This window comes from Cyanobium sp. Alchichica 3B3-8F6 (genome assembly GCF_024346435.1).
Taxonomy (GTDB): domain Bacteria; phylum Cyanobacteriota; class Cyanobacteriia; order PCC-6307; family Cyanobiaceae; genus Cyanobium_A.
Window position 1 is genome coordinate 293068 of record NZ_JAGQCZ010000001.1, and the last position, 21144, is coordinate 314211.

Annotated in this window: 21 protein-coding genes; 8 read left to right on the plus strand and 13 right to left on the minus strand. The window is 67.9% G+C overall.

The genetic code is table 11. The features are described 5' to 3' along the window. From KBY65_RS01645 to lysA, 8 genes are all read right to left on the minus strand, one after another. Complete coding sequence (locus KBY65_RS01645; protein ID WP_143592833.1) at positions 1–774, minus strand: J domain-containing protein; 774 nt, start codon at positions 772–774, stop codon at positions 1–3. Further along, positions 764–1309, minus strand: coding sequence for a hypothetical protein (locus KBY65_RS01650; RefSeq protein ID WP_094559397.1), 546 nt, complete (start codon positions 1307–1309; stop codon positions 764–766). Before KBY65_RS01650 ends, KBY65_RS01645 begins: the two co-directional genes overlap by 11 nt. Continuing rightward, positions 1306–2334: a DUF952 domain-containing protein gene (locus KBY65_RS01655; RefSeq protein WP_255000323.1), complete on the minus strand. Its 1029-nt coding sequence runs from the start codon at positions 2332–2334 to the stop codon at positions 1306–1308. The genes KBY65_RS01650 and KBY65_RS01655 overlap by 4 nt, the downstream gene beginning before the upstream one ends. Then, complete coding sequence (locus KBY65_RS01660) at positions 2327–3292, minus strand: rhodanese-related sulfurtransferase (protein WP_255000303.1); 966 nt, start codon at positions 3290–3292, stop codon at positions 2327–2329. Before KBY65_RS01660 ends, KBY65_RS01655 begins: the two co-directional genes overlap by 8 nt. Next, entirely contained in the window at positions 3289–4173 is an 885-nt protein-coding gene (gene bioB / locus KBY65_RS01665) for a biotin synthase BioB (RefSeq protein ID WP_409996608.1), read from the minus strand. Before bioB ends, KBY65_RS01660 begins: the two co-directional genes overlap by 4 nt. A gap of 120 nt (positions 4174–4293) precedes the next feature. Then, positions 4294–5070: an isoprenyl transferase gene (locus KBY65_RS01670; protein ID WP_255000305.1), complete on the minus strand. Its 777-nt coding sequence runs from the start codon at positions 5068–5070 to the stop codon at positions 4294–4296. Continuing rightward, entirely contained in the window at positions 5067–5897 is an 831-nt protein-coding gene (gene cdaA, locus KBY65_RS01675) for a diadenylate cyclase CdaA (RefSeq protein WP_198953818.1), read from the minus strand. The genes KBY65_RS01670 and cdaA overlap by 4 nt, the downstream gene beginning before the upstream one ends. Positions 5898–5917: 20 nt before the next feature. Continuing rightward, entirely contained in the window at positions 5918–7306 is a 1389-nt protein-coding gene (gene lysA, locus KBY65_RS01680; protein WP_094559402.1) for a diaminopimelate decarboxylase, read from the minus strand. A 30-nt stretch (positions 7307–7336) separates the two neighbouring features. On the opposite strand from lysA, the gene rimI reads away from it, so the two are divergent. The 5 genes from rimI (at position 7337) to KBY65_RS01705 (ending at position 13254) form a co-directional block, all read left to right on the plus strand. Beyond that, complete coding sequence (rimI, locus tag KBY65_RS01685; RefSeq protein ID WP_255000306.1) at positions 7337–7828, plus strand: ribosomal protein S18-alanine N-acetyltransferase; 492 nt, start codon at positions 7337–7339, stop codon at positions 7826–7828. A gap of 164 nt (positions 7829–7992) precedes the next feature. Further along, on the plus strand, positions 7993–10551 hold the full coding sequence (locus KBY65_RS01690; protein WP_094559404.1) for an ATP-dependent Clp protease ATP-binding subunit: 2559 nt from the start codon (positions 7993–7995) through the stop codon (positions 10549–10551). 62 nt (positions 10552–10613) lie between these two features. Beyond that, entirely contained in the window at positions 10614–11720 is a 1107-nt protein-coding gene (locus KBY65_RS01695; protein WP_255000307.1) for an iron-containing alcohol dehydrogenase family protein, read from the plus strand. Positions 11721–11746: 26 nt separating this feature from the next. Beyond that, positions 11747–12619, plus strand: coding sequence for an alpha/beta fold hydrolase (locus tag KBY65_RS01700; protein ID WP_255000324.1), 873 nt, complete (start codon positions 11747–11749; stop codon positions 12617–12619). Further along, on the plus strand, positions 12616–13254 hold the full coding sequence (locus tag KBY65_RS01705) for a DUF2993 domain-containing protein (RefSeq protein ID WP_255000308.1): 639 nt from the start codon (positions 12616–12618) through the stop codon (positions 13252–13254). The genes KBY65_RS01700 and KBY65_RS01705 overlap by 4 nt, the downstream gene beginning before the upstream one ends. A gap of 23 nt (positions 13255–13277) precedes the next feature. Here KBY65_RS01705 and KBY65_RS01710 read toward each other — a convergent pair whose 3' ends face one another. The 3 genes from KBY65_RS01710 to KBY65_RS01720 are packed head-to-tail and all read right to left on the minus strand — an operon-like array spanning position 13278 to position 16183. Then, positions 13278–14144 (minus strand): phosphatidate cytidylyltransferase, encoded by an 867-nt coding sequence (locus tag KBY65_RS01710; protein WP_094559406.1) that lies wholly within the window; start codon positions 14142–14144, stop codon positions 13278–13280. Between the two features lie 10 nt (positions 14145–14154). Beyond that, the gene (gene cbiT, locus KBY65_RS01715) at positions 14155–14811 is read right to left on the minus strand and encodes a precorrin-6Y C5,15-methyltransferase subunit CbiT (protein WP_233128434.1); all 657 of its coding nucleotides are present in this window, start codon (positions 14809–14811) and stop codon (positions 14155–14157) included. Beyond that, positions 14801–16183 (minus strand): aminotransferase class I/II-fold pyridoxal phosphate-dependent enzyme, encoded by a 1383-nt coding sequence (locus tag KBY65_RS01720; protein WP_094559408.1) that lies wholly within the window; start codon positions 16181–16183, stop codon positions 14801–14803. The genes cbiT and KBY65_RS01720 overlap by 11 nt, the downstream gene beginning before the upstream one ends. Here KBY65_RS01720 and KBY65_RS01725 point away from each other — a divergent pair. After that, complete coding sequence (locus KBY65_RS01725; RefSeq protein ID WP_409996603.1) at positions 16182–17903, plus strand: ABC1 kinase family protein; 1722 nt, start codon at positions 16182–16184, stop codon at positions 17901–17903. The two genes, KBY65_RS01720 and KBY65_RS01725, sit on opposite strands and share 2 nt — an antisense overlap. Here the strand turns inward: KBY65_RS01725 and KBY65_RS01730 are convergent. After that, positions 17900–19141, minus strand: coding sequence for a hypothetical protein (locus KBY65_RS01730; protein WP_255000310.1), 1242 nt, complete (start codon positions 19139–19141; stop codon positions 17900–17902). The two genes, KBY65_RS01725 and KBY65_RS01730, sit on opposite strands and share 4 nt — an antisense overlap. On the opposite strand from KBY65_RS01730, the gene KBY65_RS01735 reads away from it, so the two are divergent. Together KBY65_RS01735 and KBY65_RS01740 are read left to right on the plus strand one after the other, a co-directional pair. Further along, positions 19140–20309 carry an ABC transporter substrate-binding protein gene (locus KBY65_RS01735; RefSeq protein ID WP_254986962.1) on the plus strand — a complete coding sequence of 390 codons (1170 nt, stop codon included), beginning with the start codon at positions 19140–19142 and terminating at the stop codon, positions 20307–20309. The two genes, KBY65_RS01730 and KBY65_RS01735, sit on opposite strands and share 2 nt — an antisense overlap. Positions 20310–20377: 68 nt before the next feature. Next, complete coding sequence (locus KBY65_RS01740; RefSeq protein ID WP_254987187.1) at positions 20378–20848, plus strand: hypothetical protein; 471 nt, start codon at positions 20378–20380, stop codon at positions 20846–20848. A 12-nt stretch (positions 20849–20860) separates the two neighbouring features. Here the strand turns inward: KBY65_RS01740 and KBY65_RS01745 are convergent. Further along, positions 20861–21144, minus strand: a 284-nt coding sequence (locus KBY65_RS01745) for a sigma factor-like helix-turn-helix DNA-binding protein (RefSeq protein ID WP_315860014.1), incomplete at its 5' end; no start/stop codon positions are given.

A 21144-nucleotide genomic window follows, 5' to 3' on the forward strand; every position in this document is an offset into this window, starting at 1 on the left:
TCAGCCCATCAGCAGCCGGTAGGCCGCCTCCAGCTGGTGAAACGCCTTGGCGTCACCGCCCAGATCGGGGTGGTGGGCCTTGGCCAGGCGGCGATAGGCGCGCTTGATCATCAGCTGACTGGCACCGGGGTCCAATCCCAGCAGCCGCAGGGAGTCAGCGCGGGGATCCGCAGACGCCGCCTCGCGTTTGGCGTGGGATTGATGGTTGGTGTGGGAGTGGTTCTCGGTGCGGGTGCCACGGCTGCGCTGGCCGAGGCGCTCCTCGCGGCGCAGGAGCTCCTCCACCACCTGCAAGGGCGCCTCGCTCAACCACTCCGGCGCCCGTTGGCCATAGAGGGCAAAGGCCGCCCGCACAGCCCAACGGGCCCGACTGTGGGGCCCCCGAAGCGCCTCAGCCAGCTCAGTGCCCAGGCCGGGGGAGCGGCGATCGAGCTCCTGCTCCAGGCTGAGCTCCGGATTCCACCAGCGACAGCGCAGCTCCTCGATCACGCCGCGCAAGCCGGCCGGTGGTCCGATCCGCAGAGCCTGCCAGCGGGGATGGCGGGCCATGGCCTGGCTCCAGCGCTCCACCAGATCGGGACTCAGGCCGAAGGCAACCCGCGTGTCCTCCTCCTTGGGGTGTTGCCGTTGCTCCAGCTGCAGTTGCTCCAGTCGGCGCCTCAGCGCCCGTACCTCCCGACGCAGGGCATCGTTCTCAGCCAGGAGGGCGTCCACGTTGCTGGTGACGGCAGGGCTGCCGGGAGCTGGACGCCAGCGACGGGGATCAAAGCCCATCCAGCCCCCCGAGGCCCAACCGCCGCGCACTGCGCCTCAGAACTTCGCTGGCATCGGCCCGCATCAGCAGGCCGGCGCCGCCCCAGAGCAGCCGCGGGGCCAGATCGGCCGGGCCGGCACCGAGCTCGCGCAGGGGCGTGAAGCCCAGCTGGCGGAAGTAGCGCACCAAGCGGCGATGTTGCTTCTCACTGTCTCGGATCGCCAGGATCGTGGCGCGGCGGCAGGGGGTGGCCTCCAAGGCCCAGGCGAAGGTGGCAGCGCAGATCAACGGAGCCACCGCAGCGGTCTGCTCACCCTGCACCCGCATGGTGTCGAGCCGCAGGCCATCGGCCGTGGCCAAGGCCCAGCCCTTGAGCTCGCCGAGCAACAGCAGCCCGCCGCAAACCTCCTCCGGCTGCGGGCGTCGCGCCACCCCCACCCGCAGGGTCCAGGCCACCCCAGCCGGCCGGCGCACCTGCAGGCGCAGCAGCAGGCCCTGACGGCTGGCCTCGGCCTCCAGATCGGCGAGGGTCGGCACTGGCGCTGCGTTGGTCATGGCCGCCAAGGCTCCGCCAGGCGCACCGCCTCCAGGGGCAGGGGGCCATACAGGTGCGGGAACAACTCCGCGCCAGGGGTGCCGCCAGGGGAACCATCAGGAGGCGCCGCCGGTTCGTGGTGCACGGCCAGGCCTGCGGACGCCAGGTGCTGGGGATCGATGCTGAGCAGCAGCACCTCACCGGCAGGCAAATCGCCATAGAAATGGGCGGCGGTGGCTGGCACCTGATCGGCAGCGCTGAGGTGAATGAAACCCACCTCCTCGAGCGCCAGGCCGCGGCTGGAACGGCGGTAGATCCCCTCGGCCCGAGCCGCCTGCCACTCCTGCCGCAAGGCCAGGTGATACAGCCAGTGCGGAGACCGCCACGGCATCCGCGCCGCCCAGGGGGGTGCGAGCGCTGCCGCCAGCTCCGGGCCGCCGAGACATCGGCCCAGCCAGGTCTGCAGGGCCACCAGCTGCGGCGCCGCATCGAAGCCCGCCGGATCAGCCAGGCGGAACTGGCGCACGAAGGGCAGTAGAGCCCAGTCGGCCAGGGATGGCCGCTCGCCCAGCAGCCAGCCCCCCGCCTCCAGGCGGTCGTTCCAGCGGCGCAGAATCGCGAGCCCGGCGAGACGATGCACCTCCCACGGCTCGCTCAGATAGCGATCGGGATATTTGAAGCGGTCGAGGTGGTGCTTGAAGGGGCCGTCATTTTCGGTGATCAGACCCTCCATCTCCGCCACCTGCGCCCCACTCCAACCCGCCAGCCAGCCGTGGGGATCGCAGCGCGCCAGGGCCCAGCCCATGATCGCCAGGCTTTCCTCCAGCACCGGCTCCTCCTCGGGCCCAGCAGCCGCCCCCACCAGCACCGGCACCGTGCCCTTGGCCGAGGCCGCCAACAGCTCAGGCGGCTTGGCCTTGAGGCTCACCTCCCGCAGCTCCAACGTCTCCCCCGGCCGAAACCCCGCCGCCACCAGGGCAAGCCGCGCCCGGATGGCATAGGGGCAGCGGCGGAAGCTGTAGAGAACCGGCCGCGCGTCAGCCACCGCTGCGCTCACCGAGTTGGCCTTCACGGAGTTGGCGTTCACCGAGATGGCGCTCACCCCGTCCTCGGGCCCGCTCCATCTGGCGTTGGCGCTCCGCGAAGCGCGCCCGATCGGCATCGCTGAAGCGATCGCGGCAGTGGCGACAGCTCACGCCTGCCACGTAGCTGGGGAGCTGGCGGTCGGCCGGTGAAAGCGGCAGACCGCAGGCGTGGCAGAGGCTGTGCTCGCCGGGCTCGAGCTGGTGGTTCACCGCCACCCGCTGGTCAAACACGAAACACTCACCGCGCCAGCTGCTGCCCTGCTCGGGGATCTCCTCGAGGTAGCGCAGGATGCCGCCCTGCAGATGATGCACCCCGGCAAAACCCTGCTGCTGCAGGTAGGCCGTGGCCTTCTCGCAGCGGATGCCGCCGGTGCAGAACATCGCGATCGCCTTGGGCTGGCGCTCCGCCACCAACGGCCTGAGCTCGCGCTCCACCCACTGGGGAAACTCGCGAAAGCTCTCGGTGCCCGGATCGATCGCCCCAGCAAAGGTGCCGATCGCCACCTCGTAGGCGTTGCGGGTGTCGATCACCAGGGTGTCGGGGTCGGCGATCAGGGAATCCCACTGCTCGGGTGGCACGTGGGTGCCCACCGCCGAGGCCAGATAGGGCTGCACCTCGGGCTGGCCAAGGGAAACGATCTCGCGTTTGAGCCGCACCTTGAGGCGGTGAAACGCCTGCTCCCCGGCCCGGCTGAACTTGGCCTGCAGCTGCTCCAGCCCCGCCACCTGCCGCAGCCGCTGCAGCACCGCCTGCACGCCGGCATCGGGGCCCGAGATGGTGCCGTTCACCCCCTCGCCAGCCAGCAGGATCGTGCCGCGCACGCCAGCGGCGTCGCCCAGCTGCAGCAGCTCGCGGCGCAGGGCCGGCAACGCCTCCAGGGCAGCAAAGCGGTAAGACGCCGCCACCAGCACGCTCATCTCACCTGCACACCCGCAGCTGCCAGCAGCTCCCGGTCGGCCTCGACCGCCGGATTGCCCGTGGTGAGCAAGGTGTCGCCATAAAAGATCGAATCGGCCCCGGCCAGCAGGCACAGGATCTGGGCCTCCCGGTTGAGCTGCTCGCGGCCAGCGCTGAGCCGCACCCGCGCGATGGGCATCAGGATGCGGGCGACAGCCACCATCCGCACCAGCTCCAGCGGGTCCACCGGAGGCAGCGCTTCCAAGGGCGTGCCCTCCACCGCCACCAGGGCATTGATCGGGACGCTTTCAGGATGGGGATCGAGGTTGGCCAGCACCTCCAGCAGTCCGGCGCGATCGCTGGGGCTTTCGCCCATGCCGATGATGCCGCCGCAGCACATCGAAATCCCGGCGCTGCGCACCCGCTGCAGGGTTTCGAGCCGCTCCTGGTAGGTGCGGGTGGTGATGATCCGGTCGTAGTGCTCCGGGCTGGTGTCGAGGTTGTGGTTGTAGGCGGTGAGCCCCGCCTCGGCCAGGCGCTCGGCCTGGGCATCGCTGAGCATCCCCGCGGTCACGCAGGCCTCCAGCCCCAGCTCCCGCACACCCCGCACCATCACCAGCATCGCCTCAAACGGCGCCCCGTCGCGGATCTCGCGCCAGGCCCAGCCCATGCAGAAGCGATGGGCCCCGGCCTGCTTGGCCGCCCGCGCCCGCGCCAGCACAGGTTCCACCTCGAGCTCCGGCCGGCCCGTCACGTCGCTGCTGTTGTGCAGCGACTGGGGGCAGTAGGCGCAGTCTTCTTCGCAGCCGCCGGTCTTGACGCTGAGCAGGGAGGCCAGTTGCACGTGGTAGCCGGGGTTGGCGGCACGGTGCACCTGCTGGGCCTGCCAGAGCAACTCCATCAGGGGCAGCTCCAGCAGCGCCTGGATTTCAGAACGGGACCAATCGTGACGCGTGATCACAGGCAGCAACGGAGACAGGGTGGCAGGGAAGCGTGGAGACAGACGTGGAGCCAGAACCGGTCAGGCCAGGGGCTCGACCCCGCCGAAACGGCGCTGGCGGCCCTGGTAGTCGAGCAGGGCACCTCTCAGCGCCGCCTCATCGAAATCGGGCCAGAGCACATCGGTGATGTGGATTTCGGCGTAGGCCAGCTGCCAGAGCAGGAAGTTGCTGATGCGGTGCTCACCGCTGGTGCGGATCAGCAGGTCGGGATCGGGCTCGCCGGCGGTGTGGAGCTCACTGGCAAAGCTTTGCTCATCAATGGCGCGGGGATCGAGCGCACCGGCCACGCAGCGCTCGGCCAGCCGCTGGGCAGCCCGCACCAACTCGGCCCGGCCGCCGTAGTTGGTGCACACGTTGAAGTGGATGCCGGTGTTGGCCGCGGTGCGTTCGGTGGCATCGGCAATCAGCCGTTTCAGGCCTTCGGGCAGCGGCTCGAGATCCCCCAGAAAACGGATCCGCACCTGCTCCTGCTCCAGGGCGTGCAGCTCGCGGGCCAGCACCCGCTCAAACAGGGTCATCAAGAAGCTGACCTCTTCGCCAGGACGGCTCCAGTTTTCGGTGGAGAAGGCGTAGGCGGTGAGGGCCCCGATGCCCCAGTCGCTGCACAGCCGCAGGGTGCGCTTGAGCGCCTCGACACCCTCGCGATGGCCCATCACCCGCGGCAGGTTGCGCTGCTTGGCCCAGCGGCCATTGCCGTCCATGATCACGGCCACATGGCCGGGCAGCCGCGCCGGATCGAGGCCAGGCGACAGGGCCTGGGGGGCAGTCGCAGTGGTGGTCGCCAGGGCGCGACTCATCCGCGGGAATCCGGCGTGTCCTTTGCCACGCTACGCCCTGTGGGCAAGGCCAGGGCCTGGCTGAGCAGATCGTGCAAGCGGCTGCTGGTGATCGGGCGCTCCAGCCGCCCCTGACTCGCCAGCGACAGGGTGCCGGTTTCCTCCGACACCACGATCGCCAGGCACTGGTCGAAGCGTTCGGTGAGGCCCAGGGCCGCCAGATGTCTGGTGCCGTAGCGGTTGATGCCCTGGCGCGAGAGGGGCAGGATCACACCGGCGGCGACAATCCGGTTGGCCTTCACCAGCACAGCCCCGTCGTGCAGGGGGGTGTCGGCCGCAAACAGGTTGAGCAGCAGGTCCACCGTGAGCTTGGCGTCGAGGCCGATGCCGGGATTGAGGAAGTCCTCGGGCCGCAGGTCGCTGCCCAGATCCACCACGATCAGCGCCCCGCGACGGGACTGGGAGAGGCGCCCGGCAGCCTCACTGAGCACGGCCACCGAGCCGGATCCCAGCTGGTCGCGGGTCCGGCTGCCGAACAACACGCCGAGGCGGCCGGTGCCGAGCAGCTCCATCAGCCGGCGCAGCTCCCCCTGCCACAGGATCGCCAGGGCCAGGCTGCAGGCCAGCACCAAGGCGTCCACCAGCTTGCTGGTGAGCGGCAGGTTGGCGTAGCGCTGCACCACCCAGGCCAGAGCCACCAGCAGCAGGTAGCCGCGCAGCAACCACAGGGTGCGCGCTTCGGTCACCCGGCCGAGCACCAACACGCCCAAGCCGGTGGCAAACAGCAAATCCAAGACCAGGCGCGGATCGATCAGCCGAAGCAACTCACCCAGTTGCGGCCCGGTCACAACCCACCCAATCGATCAACTCAGCCTACCGAGCGCAGGCGAGCCGGCAGCACGTCGTAGCGCAGTAAGTCCTCCGGCTGCTCCCGGCGCTGCACCAGGTCGGCCAACCCGTCGTGCACCAGCACCGCGGCGGGCCGTGGGATGCGGTTGTAGTTGGAGCTCATCGAGGCGTTGTAAGCACCGGTGGCAAACACCGCCAGCACGTCGCCGCTGGTGGCCGGCGGCAGAGCGACGTCCTTGAGCAGCACATCGCCGGATTCGCAGTGCTTGCCCGCCACGGTGACGGTTTCGCTGGCCTCGGCGGTGGGGCGATCGGCCAGCACCGCCGTGTACTGCGATTGATAGGTGATCGGCCGGGGGTTATCGCTCATGCCGCCGTCCACCGACAGGTAGGTGCGCAGGCCGGGGATGTCCTTGCGACTGCCGATCGCGTAGACGGTGACGCCGGCGGTGGCCACCAGGGAGCGGCCGGGCTCACACAGCAGCCGGGGCAACGCCAGCCCCCGCTCCTGGCAAGCCGCCACCACCGCACCGGCCACGGTGCTCACCCAACCATCAATGCTCGGCGGATCGTCGCTGGCGACATAGCGGATGCCCAGTCCGCCGCCCACATTGAGATCCACCACCGGGTGGCCCATCGAACGGGCCAGGGCCAGGGCATCAGCCATCACACCGGCCAGGTCGCGGTGGGGCTGCAGCTCGAAGATCTGGGAGCCAATGTGGGCATGCAGGCCCGTGAGGCGGGCCCAAGGGCAGCCCGTCAGGTGCTGCAACACCCCCTCCAGTTGGTCGGGATCGAAGCCAAACTTGCTGTCGAGGTGGCCGGTGCGGATGTACTCATGGGTGTGGCACTCGATGCCCGGCGTGAAGCGCAGCATCAGCCGCACGGGCTCCGCCAATCCAGGCGCCAGCTCCGCCAGCAACTCCAGATCGCGCCAGTTGTCGGCCACCACGGTGACGCCCCGCTCGGCCGCCAGGGCCAGCTCTTCGCGGCTTTTGTTGTTGCCGTGCAACACGATTCGCTGCGCGGGCATGCCGCCCTGGAGAGCCGTGAGCAGTTCACCGGCCGACACCGCATCCAGCCCCAGGCCCTCGGCAGCCACCAAGGCGGTTATCGCCAGGGAGCTGTTGGCCTTCGATGCATAGAGGGCCAGGGCTTCGCCGGGGTAGTGCTTGGCCAAGGCCTCGCGGTAGGCGCTGCAGGTGCCCCGCAGGGTGGCCTCATCCAGCACATAAAGCGGTGTGCCGTAGGTGCGGGCCAGATCGCTCAGGGCACACCCAGCCACCGTCAGCCGACCTTCGCTGTCGAGGGCTGTGGTGAGCGGCGTGAGGTTGCGGTTGGGACTCAGCGCATCCCGATCCGCTTCAAAGGGTTGGGCCAACGCGACGGGCTCACGGGAGATCACCATGGCTGGAGCCGCATTGGGGGAGAACAGAACATGAATGTACGGAACGCCCCCATGCCGCTGCGCCGCGGCACTCTCACCCCCTCACACCTGGAGCAGTGCCTCGCCCTCGACCAGGCCAGCCTGCAGGGCCTCTGGAGCCGCAGCCAATGGCAGAGCGAGCTGGCCGAGCCCAGGCGCCCCGGGGTGGGGCTGTGGCACGGGAACATCCTGGTGGCCATGGCCAGTGGCTGGCTGGTGGTGGATGAGCTGCACATCACCCTTGTGGCGGTGGCCCCCCAGCGGCGGCGCCAGGGGCTGGGCCGCCAGGTGCTGCAGGCCCTGCTGGACCATGCTCAGCAGCAGGGGGCCGCGCACGCCACATTGGAAGTAGCACCCGGCAACGCCGCCGCCGTCGCCCTCTACCGCGGCCTGGGCTTCCAGGATGCGGGCCTGCGTCGCGGTTACTACCGCAACGGAGACGACGCTCTGATCCAATGGCTGCGCTTAGTCCCGATCAATGATGCGCGGCCCGGGTGTGGATAACCGGCTTTTCTTATTGCTGAAAACCAGCAATTGCTTGGATTGAGATGTTGCCGAAAACTGGCCGAGCCCCTGCTGCTGCAGTAGATCTGCCTTTGATAGGGCGTAAACCACACCTCACCCTTCAACCCTGGTAGCTTGGTTTCACTTGCACAAGGCACCGCCCCATGTTCGAGCGGTTTACCGAGAAGGCCATCAAGGTGATCATGCTGGCCCAGGAAGAGGCTCGTCGCCTGGGTCACAATTTTGTGGGCACCGAACAGATCTTGCTGGGCTTGATCGGCGAGGGCACGGGCGTGGCCGCCAAGGTGCTCAAGTCGATGGGCGTCAACCTCAAGGATGCCCGCGTTGAGGTGGAGAAGATCATCGGCCGGGGCTCCGGTTTTGTGGCGGTGGAGATCCCCTTCACGCCCCGGGCCAAGCGCGTTTTGGAGCTGTCCCTGGAGGAAGCCCGCCAGCTCGGGCACAACTACATCGGCACGGAGCATCTGCTGCTCGGCTTGATCCGTGAAGGCGAGGGCGTGGCGGCCCGGGTGCTGGAAAACCTCGGCGTCGACCTGGCCAAGGTGCGCACCCAGGTGATTCGCATGCTGGGCGAGACCGCTGAGGTAGCCGCTGGCGGTGGCAGCGGTAAGGGTTCAACCAAAACCCCCACCCTGGATGAATTCGGCAGCAACCTCACCCAGCAAGCCGCCGACGGCAAGCTCGATCCGGTGGTCGGCCGACAAAACGAGATCGAGCGAGTGATTCAGATCCTGGGTCGCCGCACCAAAAACAACCCCGTACTGATCGGCGAACCTGGCGTCGGCAAGACGGCCATCGCCGAGGGCCTGGCCCAACGGATCAACTCCGGCGACATTCCGGACATCCTCGAGGAAAAGCGCGTTCTCACCCTCGACATCGGCTTGCTGGTGGCCGGTACGAAGTATCGGGGTGAATTTGAGGAGCGCCTCAAGAAAATCATGGAGGAGATCCGCAGCGCCGGAAACGTGATCCTCGTGATCGACGAGGTGCACACCTTGATTGGCGCCGGTGCCGCCGAAGGCGCCATTGACGCTGCCAACATCCTCAAACCGGCCCTGGCCCGCGGTGAGCTCCAGTGCATCGGCGCCACCACGCTGGACGAATACCGCAAGCACATTGAGCGGGATGCTGCCCTGGAGCGCCGTTTCCAACCGGTGATGGTGGGTGAACCCTCTGTCATCGACACAATCGAGATCCTGCGCGGCCTCAAGGAGCGCTATGAATCCCACCACCGCCTCAAGATTGCCGACGAGGCCCTGATCGCCGCCGCCACCCTGGGCGACCGCTACATCTCCGACCGCTTTTTGCCCGACAAGGCGATTGACCTGGTCGACGAAGCCGGCAGCCGGGTGAGGCTGATGAACTCCAAGCTGCCGCCGGCGGCCAAGGAAGTCGACAAGCAGCTGCGGGCCGTGCAAAAGGACAAGGAGGTGGCCGTGCGCGAGCAGGACTTCACCAAGGCCGGCGAACTGCGCGACAAGGAAGTGGAACTGCGCGAGCAGATCCGCTCGATCCTGCAATTCCGCAAGGACGAGGAGCCCGCGGCCGAGGCCAAGGCTGGCGACACCGAAGCCGGCGGGGCGGTCAGCGTTGCCATCGCCGATGCGCCTGCCGACGCCGAACGCACGCCGATGGTGACCGAAGAGGACATCGCCCACATCGTGGCCTCCTGGACCGGCGTGCCGGTTCAGAAGCTCACCGAAAGCGAGTCGGCCAAGCTGCTCAACATGGAGGAAACCCTCCACCAGCGCCTGATCGGTCAGGACGAAGCAGTGAAGGCCGTGTCCCGCGCCATCCGTCGCGCCCGCGTGGGCCTCAAGAACCCCAACCGGCCGATCGCCAGCTTCATCTTCTCCGGCCCCACCGGCGTGGGCAAAACCGAGCTCACCAAGTCGCTGGCGGCCTACTTCTTCGGCAGCGAAGAGGCCATGATCCGCCTCGACATGTCGGAGTTCATGGAGCGCCACACAGTCAGCAAGCTGATCGGTTCGCCTCCGGGCTACGTGGGCTTCAACGAGGGAGGCCAGCTCACCGAAGCGGTGCGGCGCCGTCCCTACACCGTGGTGCTGTTCGACGAAATCGAGAAAGCCCATCCCGACGTGTTCAACCTGCTGCTACAGCTGCTCGAAGACGGTCGCCTGACCGACTCCAAGGGCCGTACGGTCGACTTCAAAAACACCTTGATCATCATGACCTCGAACATCGGTTCGAAGGTGATCGAGAAAGGCGGCGGCGGCCTCGGCTTCGAGTTCGGCGGCGGCGATGCGGATGAAACCAATTACAACCGCATCCGCTCGTTGGTGAATGAGGAGTTGAAGCAGTACTTCCGCCCAGAATTCCTCAACCGTCTTGACGAAATCATTGTTTTCCGTCAGCTCACCCGCGACGAGGTCAAGGAGATCGCGGAGATCATGCTCAAGGAGGTGTTTGGCCGCATGCTCGACAAGGGCATTGCCCTGTCGGTCACCGAGGCCTTCAAGGAGCGACTGGTGGAAGAGGGCTACAACCCCTCCTACGGCGCTCGTCCACTGCGCCGTGCCGTGATGCGCCTGCTGGAAGACTCCCTAGCCGAGGAGTTCCTCAGCGGCCGGATCAGCGACGGAGATGCCGCGTTGGTTGATGTCAACGACGACAAACAGGTGGTAATCCGCAAGCAGGCCGCCCTGCCTGCTGAACCTGAGCTGGCCGCTGCCGGCGTCTGAAGCAAGGATCGGGGGCCGGACACCGGCCCCTACCATCGATTGGGGATGACAGCCACACCGGGATGAGTACCCCCCTGAGTCAACACGCGATCGCCCCAGCCGAGGTACTGCGGGGCCCGGGGGCCTGGGCCGAGGGGCTCGTGCGCATCCAAGGCCTCTGCCGCCGGCCCCTGGTGCTGGGTCGCAGTGCTGCCACCGCCACTTTGCGGCAGCAGCTCCTCACAGAGCTCTTGGAAACAGGGCTGGAACCCCAAAGCGCCGAGCTTCAGCACGACTGCTGCGAGGAGGACCTCAGCCGGATCGGCGCCGTTTGCCACGAACAGGGTTGTGATGCCGTGATCGCCATCGGCGGCGGCAAGGTGCTCGATGCCGGCAAGCTGTTGGCCCACCGGCACGCTCTGCCCTGCATCACGGTGCCCACCAGTGCTGCCACCTGCGCCGGCTGGACGGCCCTGGCCAACGTGTACACACCCCGAGGGGCCTTCCAGGGGGATGTGGCGCTTGCCCGTTGCCCCGACCTGCTGATCTTTGACCACACCCTGGTGCGCCAGGCCCCGGCCCGCACCCTGGCCAGCGGCATCGCCGACGCCATGGCCAAGTGGTACGAGGCCTCCGTGAGCAGTGGCGCCAGCGGCGATGGCCTGGTGCAGCAGGCCGTGCAGATGGCCCGGGTGCTGCGCGATCAGCTGCTGCTCGAAGCGGAGGAAGCCCTGCGGGATCCCCACAGTGCCGCCTGGGAACGGGTGGTGGAGGCCTGCGGCCTCAGCGCCGGGCTGATCGGCGGCATCGGCGGAGCCCGCTGCCGCACGGTGGCGGCCCATGCCGTGCACAACGGCCTCACCCAGCTGGAGGCCAGCCACGGCCACCTGCATGGCGAGAAGGTGGGCTTTGGCGTCCTGGTGCAGCTACGGCTCGAAGAGGTGCTCGGCGGCAGCCAGCTCGCCGGCCAGGCGCGCCGCCAGCTGTTGCCGCTGTTTCGCCAACTAGGTTTGCCGGTGACCCTCGAAGACCTGGGCCTGGGGCAGGCCGGCCTGCATGAGCTGCAGCGCGCCTGTGCCTTCGCCTGCCGCGACGGCTCCGACTTGCACCACCTGCCCTTCGCCGTGGGTCCCAACGATCTGCTGGCCGCCCTAGTGAGCACCTGCAGCAGCGAGCGCCAGCCCGCGTGAATTCCGTCCGTGAGTCTGGCCAAGACCTGGTGAGCGAGGCCGCCCGCAGCCTGCTGGATCCCCAGGGCCGGGAGTTGGCGGCCCTGGTGCAGTGGTGGCAGCTGCCCGATCTCGATGCCGGGGACGGCACAGAGCCCTGGCCCGTGGCGGTGCTGGGAGAAGGCCCACCGGTGCTGCTGCTGCACGGCTTCGACAGCTCCTTTCTCGAATTCCGGCGGCTCGCCCCGCTGCTGGCTGGCGGCGCCCAGCTGTTCATCCCGGACCTGTTCGGCTTCGGCTTCAGCCCCCGGCCCGCCGGCGGCGACTACAGCCCCAAAGGCGTGCTGCGCCACCTGGAGGCCCTGGTGCAGGCCATTGGCCAACGCAACCCGGCCCCCCTCGGATTGATCGGCGCCTCGATGGGGGGCTCGGTGGCGGTGGAGCTGGCCCGGCGCCTACCGGATCAGGTGGAGCGCCTGCTGCTGCTGGCGCCCGCCGGCCTCACCGGCCGACCGATGCCCCTGCCACCCCTGCTCGATGGGCTGGGGGTGCGATTCCTAGCCCTACCAGGCGTGCGCCGGGGCCTGTGTCGCACCGCCTTCGCCGATCCGGAAGCCTCCGTGGGCGCAGCAGAGCTGGAGATCGCCTCCCTGCATCTTCAAAGCCCCGGCTGGGCACCGGCCCTGCAGCGCTTTGCCCGCTCCGGTGGCTTTGCCGGCAGCGGCGCCCCGCTGCCCCACCAGCCCATCGCGGTGCTGTGGGGCGCCAACGACCGCATCCTGCGGGCGCCCCAGAAACGCGCCGCCCAGGCTCTGCTCGGGGAGCGGGTGCGCGAACTGGATGCCTGCGGCCACTTGCCGCACCTCGACCAACCCGCCACCGTGGCCGCCACCTGGCTGGCCAGCCCCCGCCACCCATGAGCAGCCCCGACGCCCGCGGCAACGGACCGGTGATGCAGCTGTTGGCCAGCGGCCTGCAGCTCTGGATCCGTCAGCAGTGCCAAGCGATTGGCAGCCTCGACATCCAGCTGCAGGGATCGGCCCTGCGGCTGCTGCGGGGCCGGCTGACGGGGGTGCAACTGCTGGCGCGCCGAGTCGTGTATCGCGACCTGCACCTGGAGCTGGTGGAGCTGCGCAGTGGTCCGATCCAGGTGCACATCGGCAACCTGCTCAAGGGCCAACCCCTGCAGCTGGAGCACGCCTTCCAGATCCAGGGGCAGGTGAGCTTCACCCCCGACGGCCTGACCCGCTCCCTCAGCGCTCCGATCTGGCGGAGCCTGGGGGACAACCTCAGCGAAGAGCTGCTCGGCATCGCGCCACTCGTGGAGCTGCGCATGCACCGCGACAGCCTGGTGTTCGCCGCCCGAGGCCTGGGAGCCCGCGACCTGGTTGAGCTGGAAACCAGCGTGGCTGCGGTGGAGGGCAGCGTGGAGATCCGCTCCCGGGCGGGCAACATCAGCAGCCGGCTACCCATGGATCCCGGCATCACCATCGAGGATGCCCGCCTGGAAGGGGGCATGCTGCAGCTGCTGGGCATCGCCCGGGTGAGCGTGTGAGCGCAGCTTGCTGAAGGGGCTCTTCAGCGCTGCAACAGCGGCAACACCAGGGTGACCAGCGAGTACACCACAGCCGGCACGAACAGGTAGCTGTCGATCCGATCGAGGATGCCGCCGTGGCCGGGGATCGCATCACCGGAATCCTTCACACCGGCATCGCGCTTCATCATCGACTCGGTGAGGTCACCCACCAAGGCGAACAGCGCCACCACCGCCCCCAGCACCGCACCAATTAACCAGCCCCAGCTCCAGCCGATCAAGGTGCCACCGAAAGCACCCACCGCCATCGCACAGGCCACCCCGCCCAGGGCCCCCTCCACCGTCTTGCCGGGGGAGATCGGCGACAACGGGTGGCGCCCGAGGCGGCGGCCGATCACATAGGAGCCGATGTCGGTGGCGACGATCAGGAAGCAGGCCAGCAGGGTGAGGGCGAGGCCAGGCCCCTCGAGCTCGCGCAGACGAATCCAGTAGCTGGGCAGAAAGCCGAGATAGAAGAGCCCAAAGATCGAGGCGGCAATGTCGGCGATCGTGCCGGTCACCGGCTGCAGCAGCAGCCAGCCGCAGATCACCGCCCCGGAGGCGGGCAGCACTGCAGCCGCCACGTCGCCGGCAAACCAGCCACCACCCATCCAGCCACTGCCACTGGCCAGTTGGGTGCTGACCAGCAGCAACTGCACCGCCACCAGGGTGGTTTTGGTGGCGGGCCGGATCCCTTTGAACTGGGCCATCCGGAAAAACTCCAGCAGGCCCAGGTGCACGATCACCCCCACGGCCGCCGTAAACCACCAGCCGCCCAGCATCACCACCACGAAGCCAAAGGCACCCGCCGCCCAGCCGCTGAGCAGCCGGGGCAGGGAGGTGGCGGTGCGGGTGCGGAACCGAGGGATCAAGACGCGGTGCTCAGGACGGCTCGACGTGGGCAGAGCGCTCGGCGGCAATCAGAAACAGGGGCTCCGCCGCCGCCAGCTTGGCCTGGCTGCCGCGCCGCTGCATCCGGTGCACGGTGGCCTGCACCACCTGCACATCCCGGGCCGCCAACTGGCCCAGGGTGTCGGTGGCATCCACCAGACCCTCCAGGCTGGCGGTGCTGATCACCAGTCGCCCCTGGGGCACCAAGGCCTCCCACACCGCCAGCAGCACATCCCCCAGGGGGCGCCCCACCTCCAGCAACACCCGGTCGGGGTGGGCAGGGAGTTGGGCCAGATCGGCCGGGGCGGCGCCGGCATGAATGTGCAGGTTGGTGATGCCGAACCGTCGGCGGTTCTGCTCCAGCAGCTCGATGGCGTCCGGATCCCGTTCGAGGGTGTGCACGGCGCCCTTGGGCATCAAGCGGGCGATTTCCAGGGCCAGGGCCCCGGTGCCTCCACCCACGTCCCACACCAGGGAATCGGGCCGGGGACGTAGATGGGCCAGCAGCATCACCCGCAGCTCCATCGGCGTTGGGCTGAAGCCCGGAGCCTCCTCAAAGGCGCTGTCCGGCAGCCCCGGGGTAACGAAATCCCACTGGTAGGGAGCCTGGTGGGATGAAGCCTGGTGGGAAGGCTGATCAGGAGCCACCGATGCGTGCGAATCCATCGGCCTCCGATCCGGCCACAACCCTCACGGTATCAGCGATCTGGCCGGGCCAAAGTCGGGCCTGCTGCTGCAGCCAGGCCGTCCGGGCCAGATCGATCCGCTCGCCCGGCACCAGCAGGGGAATGCCGGGGGGGTAGGGGCAGAGCGGTTCGGCGGCGATCCGCCCGGCGGCGGCCACCAGGGGCACAGCCTCGGCGGCAGAACGCCAGGCTGCTCCGATCGGGAGCTCCGGCTCCGCCACCAGGGGCAGCGGTGGCGGACTGAACGGCGGCAGGGGATCGCCCCCCAGGGCCCGCCGCAGCCGCTGCAGCTGACTGGGCAGCCGCCACACCACCCCCGCCGGCGGCCCCAGCCCCAGGCAGAAGGTGAGCGCCCCCGGCTCGGGCAACTCGGCGATCACCCCCCGCTCCAGCAACCAGGCATCGGCCTCGAGGCCGTTGATGCCCAGGGCGGCGGTGTGGAGCACCAGCCGCAGGGGGTCGTCGCTGGCGATCAGGGGCAGCCCCAGCGCCTGGCAACGGCGCTGCAGCCGCTTACCAACCCGCCTCGCCCACTGCCAGCGGCGCAGCCCGTCCGGGCTGGTGAGCTCGTTGAGGGCGGCTTCGGCGGAGGCCAGCAGCAGGGCGCTGGGGCTGGAGGTCTGCAGCCACAACAGGGCCCGGGCCACAGCACCCTGCCCAACCCGCTGGCCCTGGAGCAGCAGGGCCGCGCTCTGGGCCAGGCCGCCGCCAGCCTTTTGGGCGGAGAGCACCACCAGATCAGACCCAGCAGCCAACGCCTCGCCGCGGCCATGGGCCTGATCCACCAGCACCGGCAGGCCGCGCCGATGGGCCAGGGCCACCAGGGCCGGCAGATCAGCCCGCTGGCCCTGGTAGCTCGGCGACACCAACACCAGCGCGGCCACTGGATCTGCCGGCGCCGGCAGCCCCGCCCCGACCGCATCCAGCACCGCGTCCAGGTGGGCCGGGCTGGGGGGCAGCCACAGGCCCGTGGCCGGATCAAAGGGCAGGTCGTAGAGCAGGGGGCGCAGCTGGCCCAGCACGCAGCCGTGCAGCAGCGAGCGGTGCAGGTTGCGGGGCAGCAGCACCCGGCTGCCGGGCGGAGCCAGGGCCAGCAGGGCTGCCTGCAGCAGGCCGCTGGCGCCATTGACGCCAAACCACACCGCCTCGGCCCCCAGCTGGCGGGCGCAACGCCGCTGGGCCTCCGCCACAGCGCCGCTCTCGATCAGAGGGCCGCCAAGCTCCGGCAGTTCCGGCAGATCCCAGCTGCCAGGGCGCTGGCGCAGCAACCGTTGCAGGGCCGGCGACAACCCCCTCCCGCGGCCATGGGCCGGCAGATGCAGCGGCAGGCCCATGGGGGAGCGGATCGCGTTCTTAGAGTCTGACAATCAACTGGCTGCCCTGCCCGTGACCATCGCCGAAGCCGCCAGCGGGCCGCGCTACGAGCCGGGCCGGGATCTGCGCTGGCTGCTGCTGCGCCCCTGGGTGTTGGTGAGCCGGCTGACGGTGGTGCTCTGGCAACTGGGCAGCCTGGCTCTGGTGCTGGTGGTGCAGGGCAGCAGCAGCAACGCCCGGGTGCAGGAGCAGCTGGGCCGGCGCATCCTCACCACCCTCACCGAGCTCGGCCCCTGCTTCATCAAGGTGGGCCAGGCCCTCTCCACCCGCCCCGACCTGGTGCGGCGCGACTGGCTCGAGCAGCTCACCCAGCTGCAGGACAACCTGCCCGCCTTCCCCCACGCCATCGCCCTTGCAACGATCGAGCGGGAGCTGGGGGCACCGGCCGACGAACTGTTTGAGCAGTTCCCCGACTACCCGGTGGCCGCCGCCAGCCTTGGGCAGGTGTACAAGGCCCAGCTGGTCGATGGACACTGGGTGGCCGTCAAGGTGCAGCGCCCGAATCTGCCCACGATTCTGCGGCGCGATCTGGTGATCATCCGCTTGCTGGGGGTGCTGACAGCTCCCTTCCTGCCCCTCAACCTGGGCTTCGGACTGGGCGACATCATCGATGAATTCGGCGCCACCCTGTTTGAAGAGATCGATTACCGGCTCGAGGCCAACAACGCCGAGCGGTTTGCCGACCTGTTTGCTCGCCAACCCGAAGTGATGGTGCCGCGGGTGGAGCGGCTGCTCTCCAGCGAGCACGTGCTCACCACCCAGTGGATCAACGGCACCAAGCTGCAGGAGCGCCAGGCCCTTGAGGCCCGCAACCTCGATCCAGCCGCGCTGATTCGCACCGGCGTGATCGCAGGACTGCAACAACTTCTGGAGTTTGGCTATTTCCATGCCGATCCCCACCCCGGCAACCTGTTTGCCCTCTCCGGCAAAACCGGTGCCCTGGGCCATGTCGCCTACGTGGATTTCGGCATGATGGATTCGATCAGCGATAGCGATCGCCTCACCCTCACCGGCGCGGTGGTGCACCTGATCAACCGCGATTTCAGGGCCCTGGCCCAGGACTTCGTCACCCTCGGCTTCCTCAACCCCAAAGCCGACCTGGAGCCGATCATCCCGGCCTTGGAGGAAGTGCTGGGTGGCGCCCTGGGCGACAACGTCGGCTCCTTCAACTTCAAGGCGATCACCGACCGCTTCTCGGAGTTGATGTATGCCTATCCCTTCCGGGTGCCAGCCCGCTTTGCCCTGATCATCCGGGCCGTGGTCAGCCAGGAAGGCCTGGCCCTGCGCCTGGATCCAGGCTTCAAAATCATCAATGTGGCCTACCCCTACGTGGCCCGGCGCCTGCTGGCCGGCGATACCAGCGACATGCGCGAGAAGCTGCTGGAGGTGCTGTTCGACCGTGACGGCCGGCTCCGCCTCGAACGGCTCGAGAACCTGCTGGCGGTGGTGGAAAACGACACCAGCAACCCCAACCTGTTGCCGGTGGCCGGCGCCGGCATGAAGCTGCTGCTCGGCCCAGAAGGCGCCAGCCTGCGGCAACGCCTGCTGCTCACCCTGGTGCGCAACGACCGACTGCACACCGACGACCTACGCGCCCTGTTCAGCCTGATGCAGCGCACCTTCTCGCCCCAAAAACTGATGGGCGGCATGCTGGCCCGTCTAGCCCCCCAGGCGGCCTAAGGCTTACACCACCGAAGGAATGGTGATCCAGCAGATGGTGATTGCCGCACCCCCGACCAGCACCACAAGCAGGGCCAGACATCATCCAAGCGGTGCAGATGACGCAGCAGGGATGCTTTGTCGGCAGAATCCTCCATCGCTTCCATGGCGGCGTAACGACGCCCGATCCAAAGCACCAACACAAAGGCGGCCAGGGTCACCCCATAGGCCACCACATACACCTGGTCTAGAAAGGTGAGGAAGGGCAGCTCTGGCAATTCGGCGCGGTAGGTCTGCTGCAGGAACACCAGCGTCAACAACACCGTGACAGGAATGCTGGCCCGAGCATCCTGCTCATCGGGGCGCACCTTGAACACCAGCAACACCATCGCCATCAGCACAGCCAGAGGCAGCAGCAGGCGCCAGAACGATGCCCAGGAGGAGGTGCCGTAGGAGATCTCGAAGAGAATCTGACTGTAGTCATTCTCATCGCCGCCCAAGCCGAAATTCGTGGCGTAGTGGTGCCGGTACTCAGCAATCGACCAACCTACGTTTAACCAGCCAGTAATCCTGGAATAGAGCCCCATACCGCTATTTTGGATTTCCGGAATCAGCCGTAAATCGCCATAACCCAATTCGCCGTCCACATCGTTGGCCTCAATTGCCAACGGCAGGCTGATTGTCATAAAAGGATAGCGCCGAAAATTCGCGTGATCGACATAGTAGCGGCCCACGTAATTAAACAGCTGATAATAGCTGCCATCAGCCAGCCTTATAGGCACTTCGCCCACGGAATCAAGAGCTGAGTCCTTATCCGAAAGCAAGGTGTTTAACAGGATAAATAAGCGGGAGATATTGCCACCGTGGCTTTCCACATAGCGCTGCATGGGCTCCTCCCAGCGCAGCCACACGTAACCATTGCCGGAATAGCTCGGTACCCTCAGATCCAGCTCATAATTGCTGGTGGAGTACACCCCAACCTCCACCTTGAAGCGGGCCTGTTCCAGCTCGGAGCGATCCACCCGCGCCTCCCCATCGCTCAGCTGATCGCCCCGCAAGGAGCTCCAAAGCCCGAGCGTTTGTTTCTCACCCAGGGGCAGGGTGGTGAGGGCACGGGACGAGGACGACAGGCGCAGGGAGTCGCGGTTCTGAACCGGGCTGACATCGATCCGCCCAATCCCGAGAATGGCGAGGATGGCCGCTAGAACAATGGCAACGATCGCCAGAAGATTCCACCCGCGTTGCTTGCGCAGCACCATGCCCCTCAGCCGCTGTCTGCCGAAGCTAGGTCTGCTGGGGAGGATCGGTCTGAGCATCGTTCTGACCGCAGGCTTGCCAGTGCTGGCCACAGCGGGGATGCCGGCCCGGGCGGCCGTGGAGTTGCTGCTGGGCCAGTCGGCCGCCCTCAGCGGCCCTTCCGCCATGCTCGGGCGCGAATACCGCGATGGGGCCCTCGCTTACTTCACCGAAGTGAACCGACGGGGAGGCGTGCATGGCCGTCGCCTGCGGCTCATCAGCCTCGACGACCGCTACGAGCCTTCCCTCACCCTGGGCAACACCCGGCAGCTGATCGAGCGCGACAGGGTGTTTGCCCTGTTCGGCTACGTGGGGACCCCGACCGTCAAGGAGGTGCTACCCCTGGTGGAGAGCAACAAAATCCCGCTGATCGCCCCGCTCACCGGCGCCCAGCTGTTGCGCCAGCCCCACCGGCCGCTGGTGTTCAACCTGCGCACCAGCTACCAGGTGGAGATCGATCGCATGGTCAACTATCTGGTGCGCAGCGGCCGGCATCGGATCGCTGTGGTGGCCCAGAACGATGCCTTCGGCCAGGACGGCCAACGCGCCGCCCACCAGGCTCTCAGGCGCCATGGCCTCAAACCGGTGGCCACCGCCAGCGTGGAGCGCAACTCCAGCCAGGCCGTCGAAGCGGCCCGCGCCGTGCAGGCTGCTAATGCCAATGGGGTGCTGATCGTGGCCGCCTATCCCAGCTCGGCCGCCTTCACCCGCGAGCTGCGCCAGCACGGCAGCACGGCCCAGCTGATGAACGTGTCGTTTGTGGGCACCAGCGCCCTACAGGCCGCCCTGCCCAGCAACCAGGCCAGCGGCATCGGCATTGCCCAGGTGGTGCCCTTCCCCTGGAACGAGCGGGTGCCGGTGGTGAAGGAGTATCAGCAACTGATGCGCCGCCGGCAGGGCAACCCCCAGTTCGGCTTCACCAGCCTGGAGGGTTTTCTGGCCGCCAAAATGACGGTGGAGGGGCTGCGGCGATCTGGGCCGGCCCCCACCCGCCAGCGCTTCGTGACGGCCCTGGAGTCGATGCGGGACGTCGATCTCGGCGGCTACCGGGTGCAACTCGGACCCCAGGACCACAACGGCAGCACCTTTGTGGAGCTCACCTTCCTGGGCTCCCAGCGCTGGGAACCCTGAGGGCCTAGGGTCTCGGCCATCTTGCCGAGCTCCAGCCGATGGCCAGCCTGCCCGATCTGTCCCTGGCCATGGATGCCGCGGAGGCCGGGGATGCGACGGAAGCCGGCGCGCTGGCAGGGAGTTGGATGTTCGGTGACCTGGACGCCAGCGACATCCTGCTGGAGTACGCGCCGATCCTGCAGCCTCCCTACGTGGTGGCGGGGGTCGGCCTGGCGATCGGTGTGCTGTGTGGCCTCACCTTCGCCAAGCTGGTGCAGAACCGGCTCGAGGGTTGGAAACAGGATCGTCTGGCCCTGCTTCCCCTCGGCAACGTCGCCATCACGCTGCCCTACATCGGCGTGGTCATTGGCGTCACCCTGTTCATCGGCGGCAGCCTGCAGGTGTTTGGCTTCTCCTCAGGGGTAGCTCTGCTGGTGTCGTTCGTGCTGTCGGTCGGCACCGCCGGCGCCCTGTGGGTGCAGTTGGAGCGGCTGATGGGCCAGGTTCAGGACGGCACCTTCAGCGCTGTCGACTTCGACAACTTCGACCAGTTTTTCTAAGCTCCCAGGCTGTCAAGCAACCAGATAGCCCTCCAGCATCCGCGATTGGGCGCGCACGCCTTCGAGGGCCTTGCGCTCCAGATTGCGGGTTTTGTCGCGGCTCATGCCCAAGTGCTTGGCGATGGCACTGAGGCTCATCGGTTCGGATCGGCCCGGCACCTGATCGCAAGGGATGCCGTAGCGCATCTTCAGCACCCGACCCTGCAGCTCCGGCAGCTGCTCCAACAACGCCCGCAGGTCGCCCTTCAGGCACTCTCCATCCACCCGGTCCTCCGGCAGTTCCGCGTCACCCGCCA

Bases quoted from the DNA above. Each gene is read 5' to 3' on its own strand.
- KBY65_RS01645 (WP_143592833.1), bottom strand. From the start codon at position 774: ATGGGCTTTGATCCCCGTCGCTGGCGTCCAGCTCCCGGCAGCCCTGCC.
- KBY65_RS01650 (WP_094559397.1), bottom strand. From the start codon at position 1,309: ATGACCAACGCAGCGCCAGTGCCGACCCTCGCCGATCTGGAGGCCGAG.
- KBY65_RS01660 (WP_255000303.1), bottom strand. From the start codon at position 3,292: ATGAGCGTGCTGGTGGCGGCGTCTTACCGCTTTGCTGCCCTGGAGGCG.
- bioB (WP_409996608.1), bottom strand. From the start codon at position 4,173: ATGGAGTTGCTCTGGCAGGCCCAGCAGGTGCACCGTGCCGCCAACCCC.
- KBY65_RS01670 (WP_255000305.1), bottom strand. From the start codon at position 5,070: ATGAGTCGCGCCCTGGCGACCACCACTGCGACTGCCCCCCAGGCCCTG.
- lysA (WP_094559402.1), bottom strand. From the start codon at position 7,306: ATGGTGATCTCCCGTGAGCCCGTCGCGTTGGCCCAACCCTTTGAAGCG.
- rimI (WP_255000306.1), top strand. From the start codon at position 7,337: ATGAATGTACGGAACGCCCCCATGCCGCTGCGCCGCGGCACTCTCACC.
- KBY65_RS01690 (WP_094559404.1), top strand. From the start codon at position 7,993: ATGTTCGAGCGGTTTACCGAGAAGGCCATCAAGGTGATCATGCTGGCC.
- KBY65_RS01695 (WP_255000307.1), top strand. From the start codon at position 10,614: ATGAGTACCCCCCTGAGTCAACACGCGATCGCCCCAGCCGAGGTACTG.
- KBY65_RS01705 (WP_255000308.1), top strand. From the start codon at position 12,616: ATGAGCAGCCCCGACGCCCGCGGCAACGGACCGGTGATGCAGCTGTTG.
- KBY65_RS01725 (WP_409996603.1), top strand. From the start codon at position 16,182: ATGGGGGAGCGGATCGCGTTCTTAGAGTCTGACAATCAACTGGCTGCC.
- KBY65_RS01720 (WP_094559408.1), bottom strand. From the start codon at position 16,183: ATGGGCCTGCCGCTGCATCTGCCGGCCCATGGCCGCGGGAGGGGGTTG.
- KBY65_RS01735 (WP_254986962.1), top strand. From the start codon at position 19,140: ATGCCCCTCAGCCGCTGTCTGCCGAAGCTAGGTCTGCTGGGGAGGATC.
- KBY65_RS01730 (WP_255000310.1), bottom strand. From the start codon at position 19,141: ATGGTGCTGCGCAAGCAACGCGGGTGGAATCTTCTGGCGATCGTTGCC.
- KBY65_RS01740 (WP_254987187.1), top strand. From the start codon at position 20,378: ATGGATGCCGCGGAGGCCGGGGATGCGACGGAAGCCGGCGCGCTGGCA.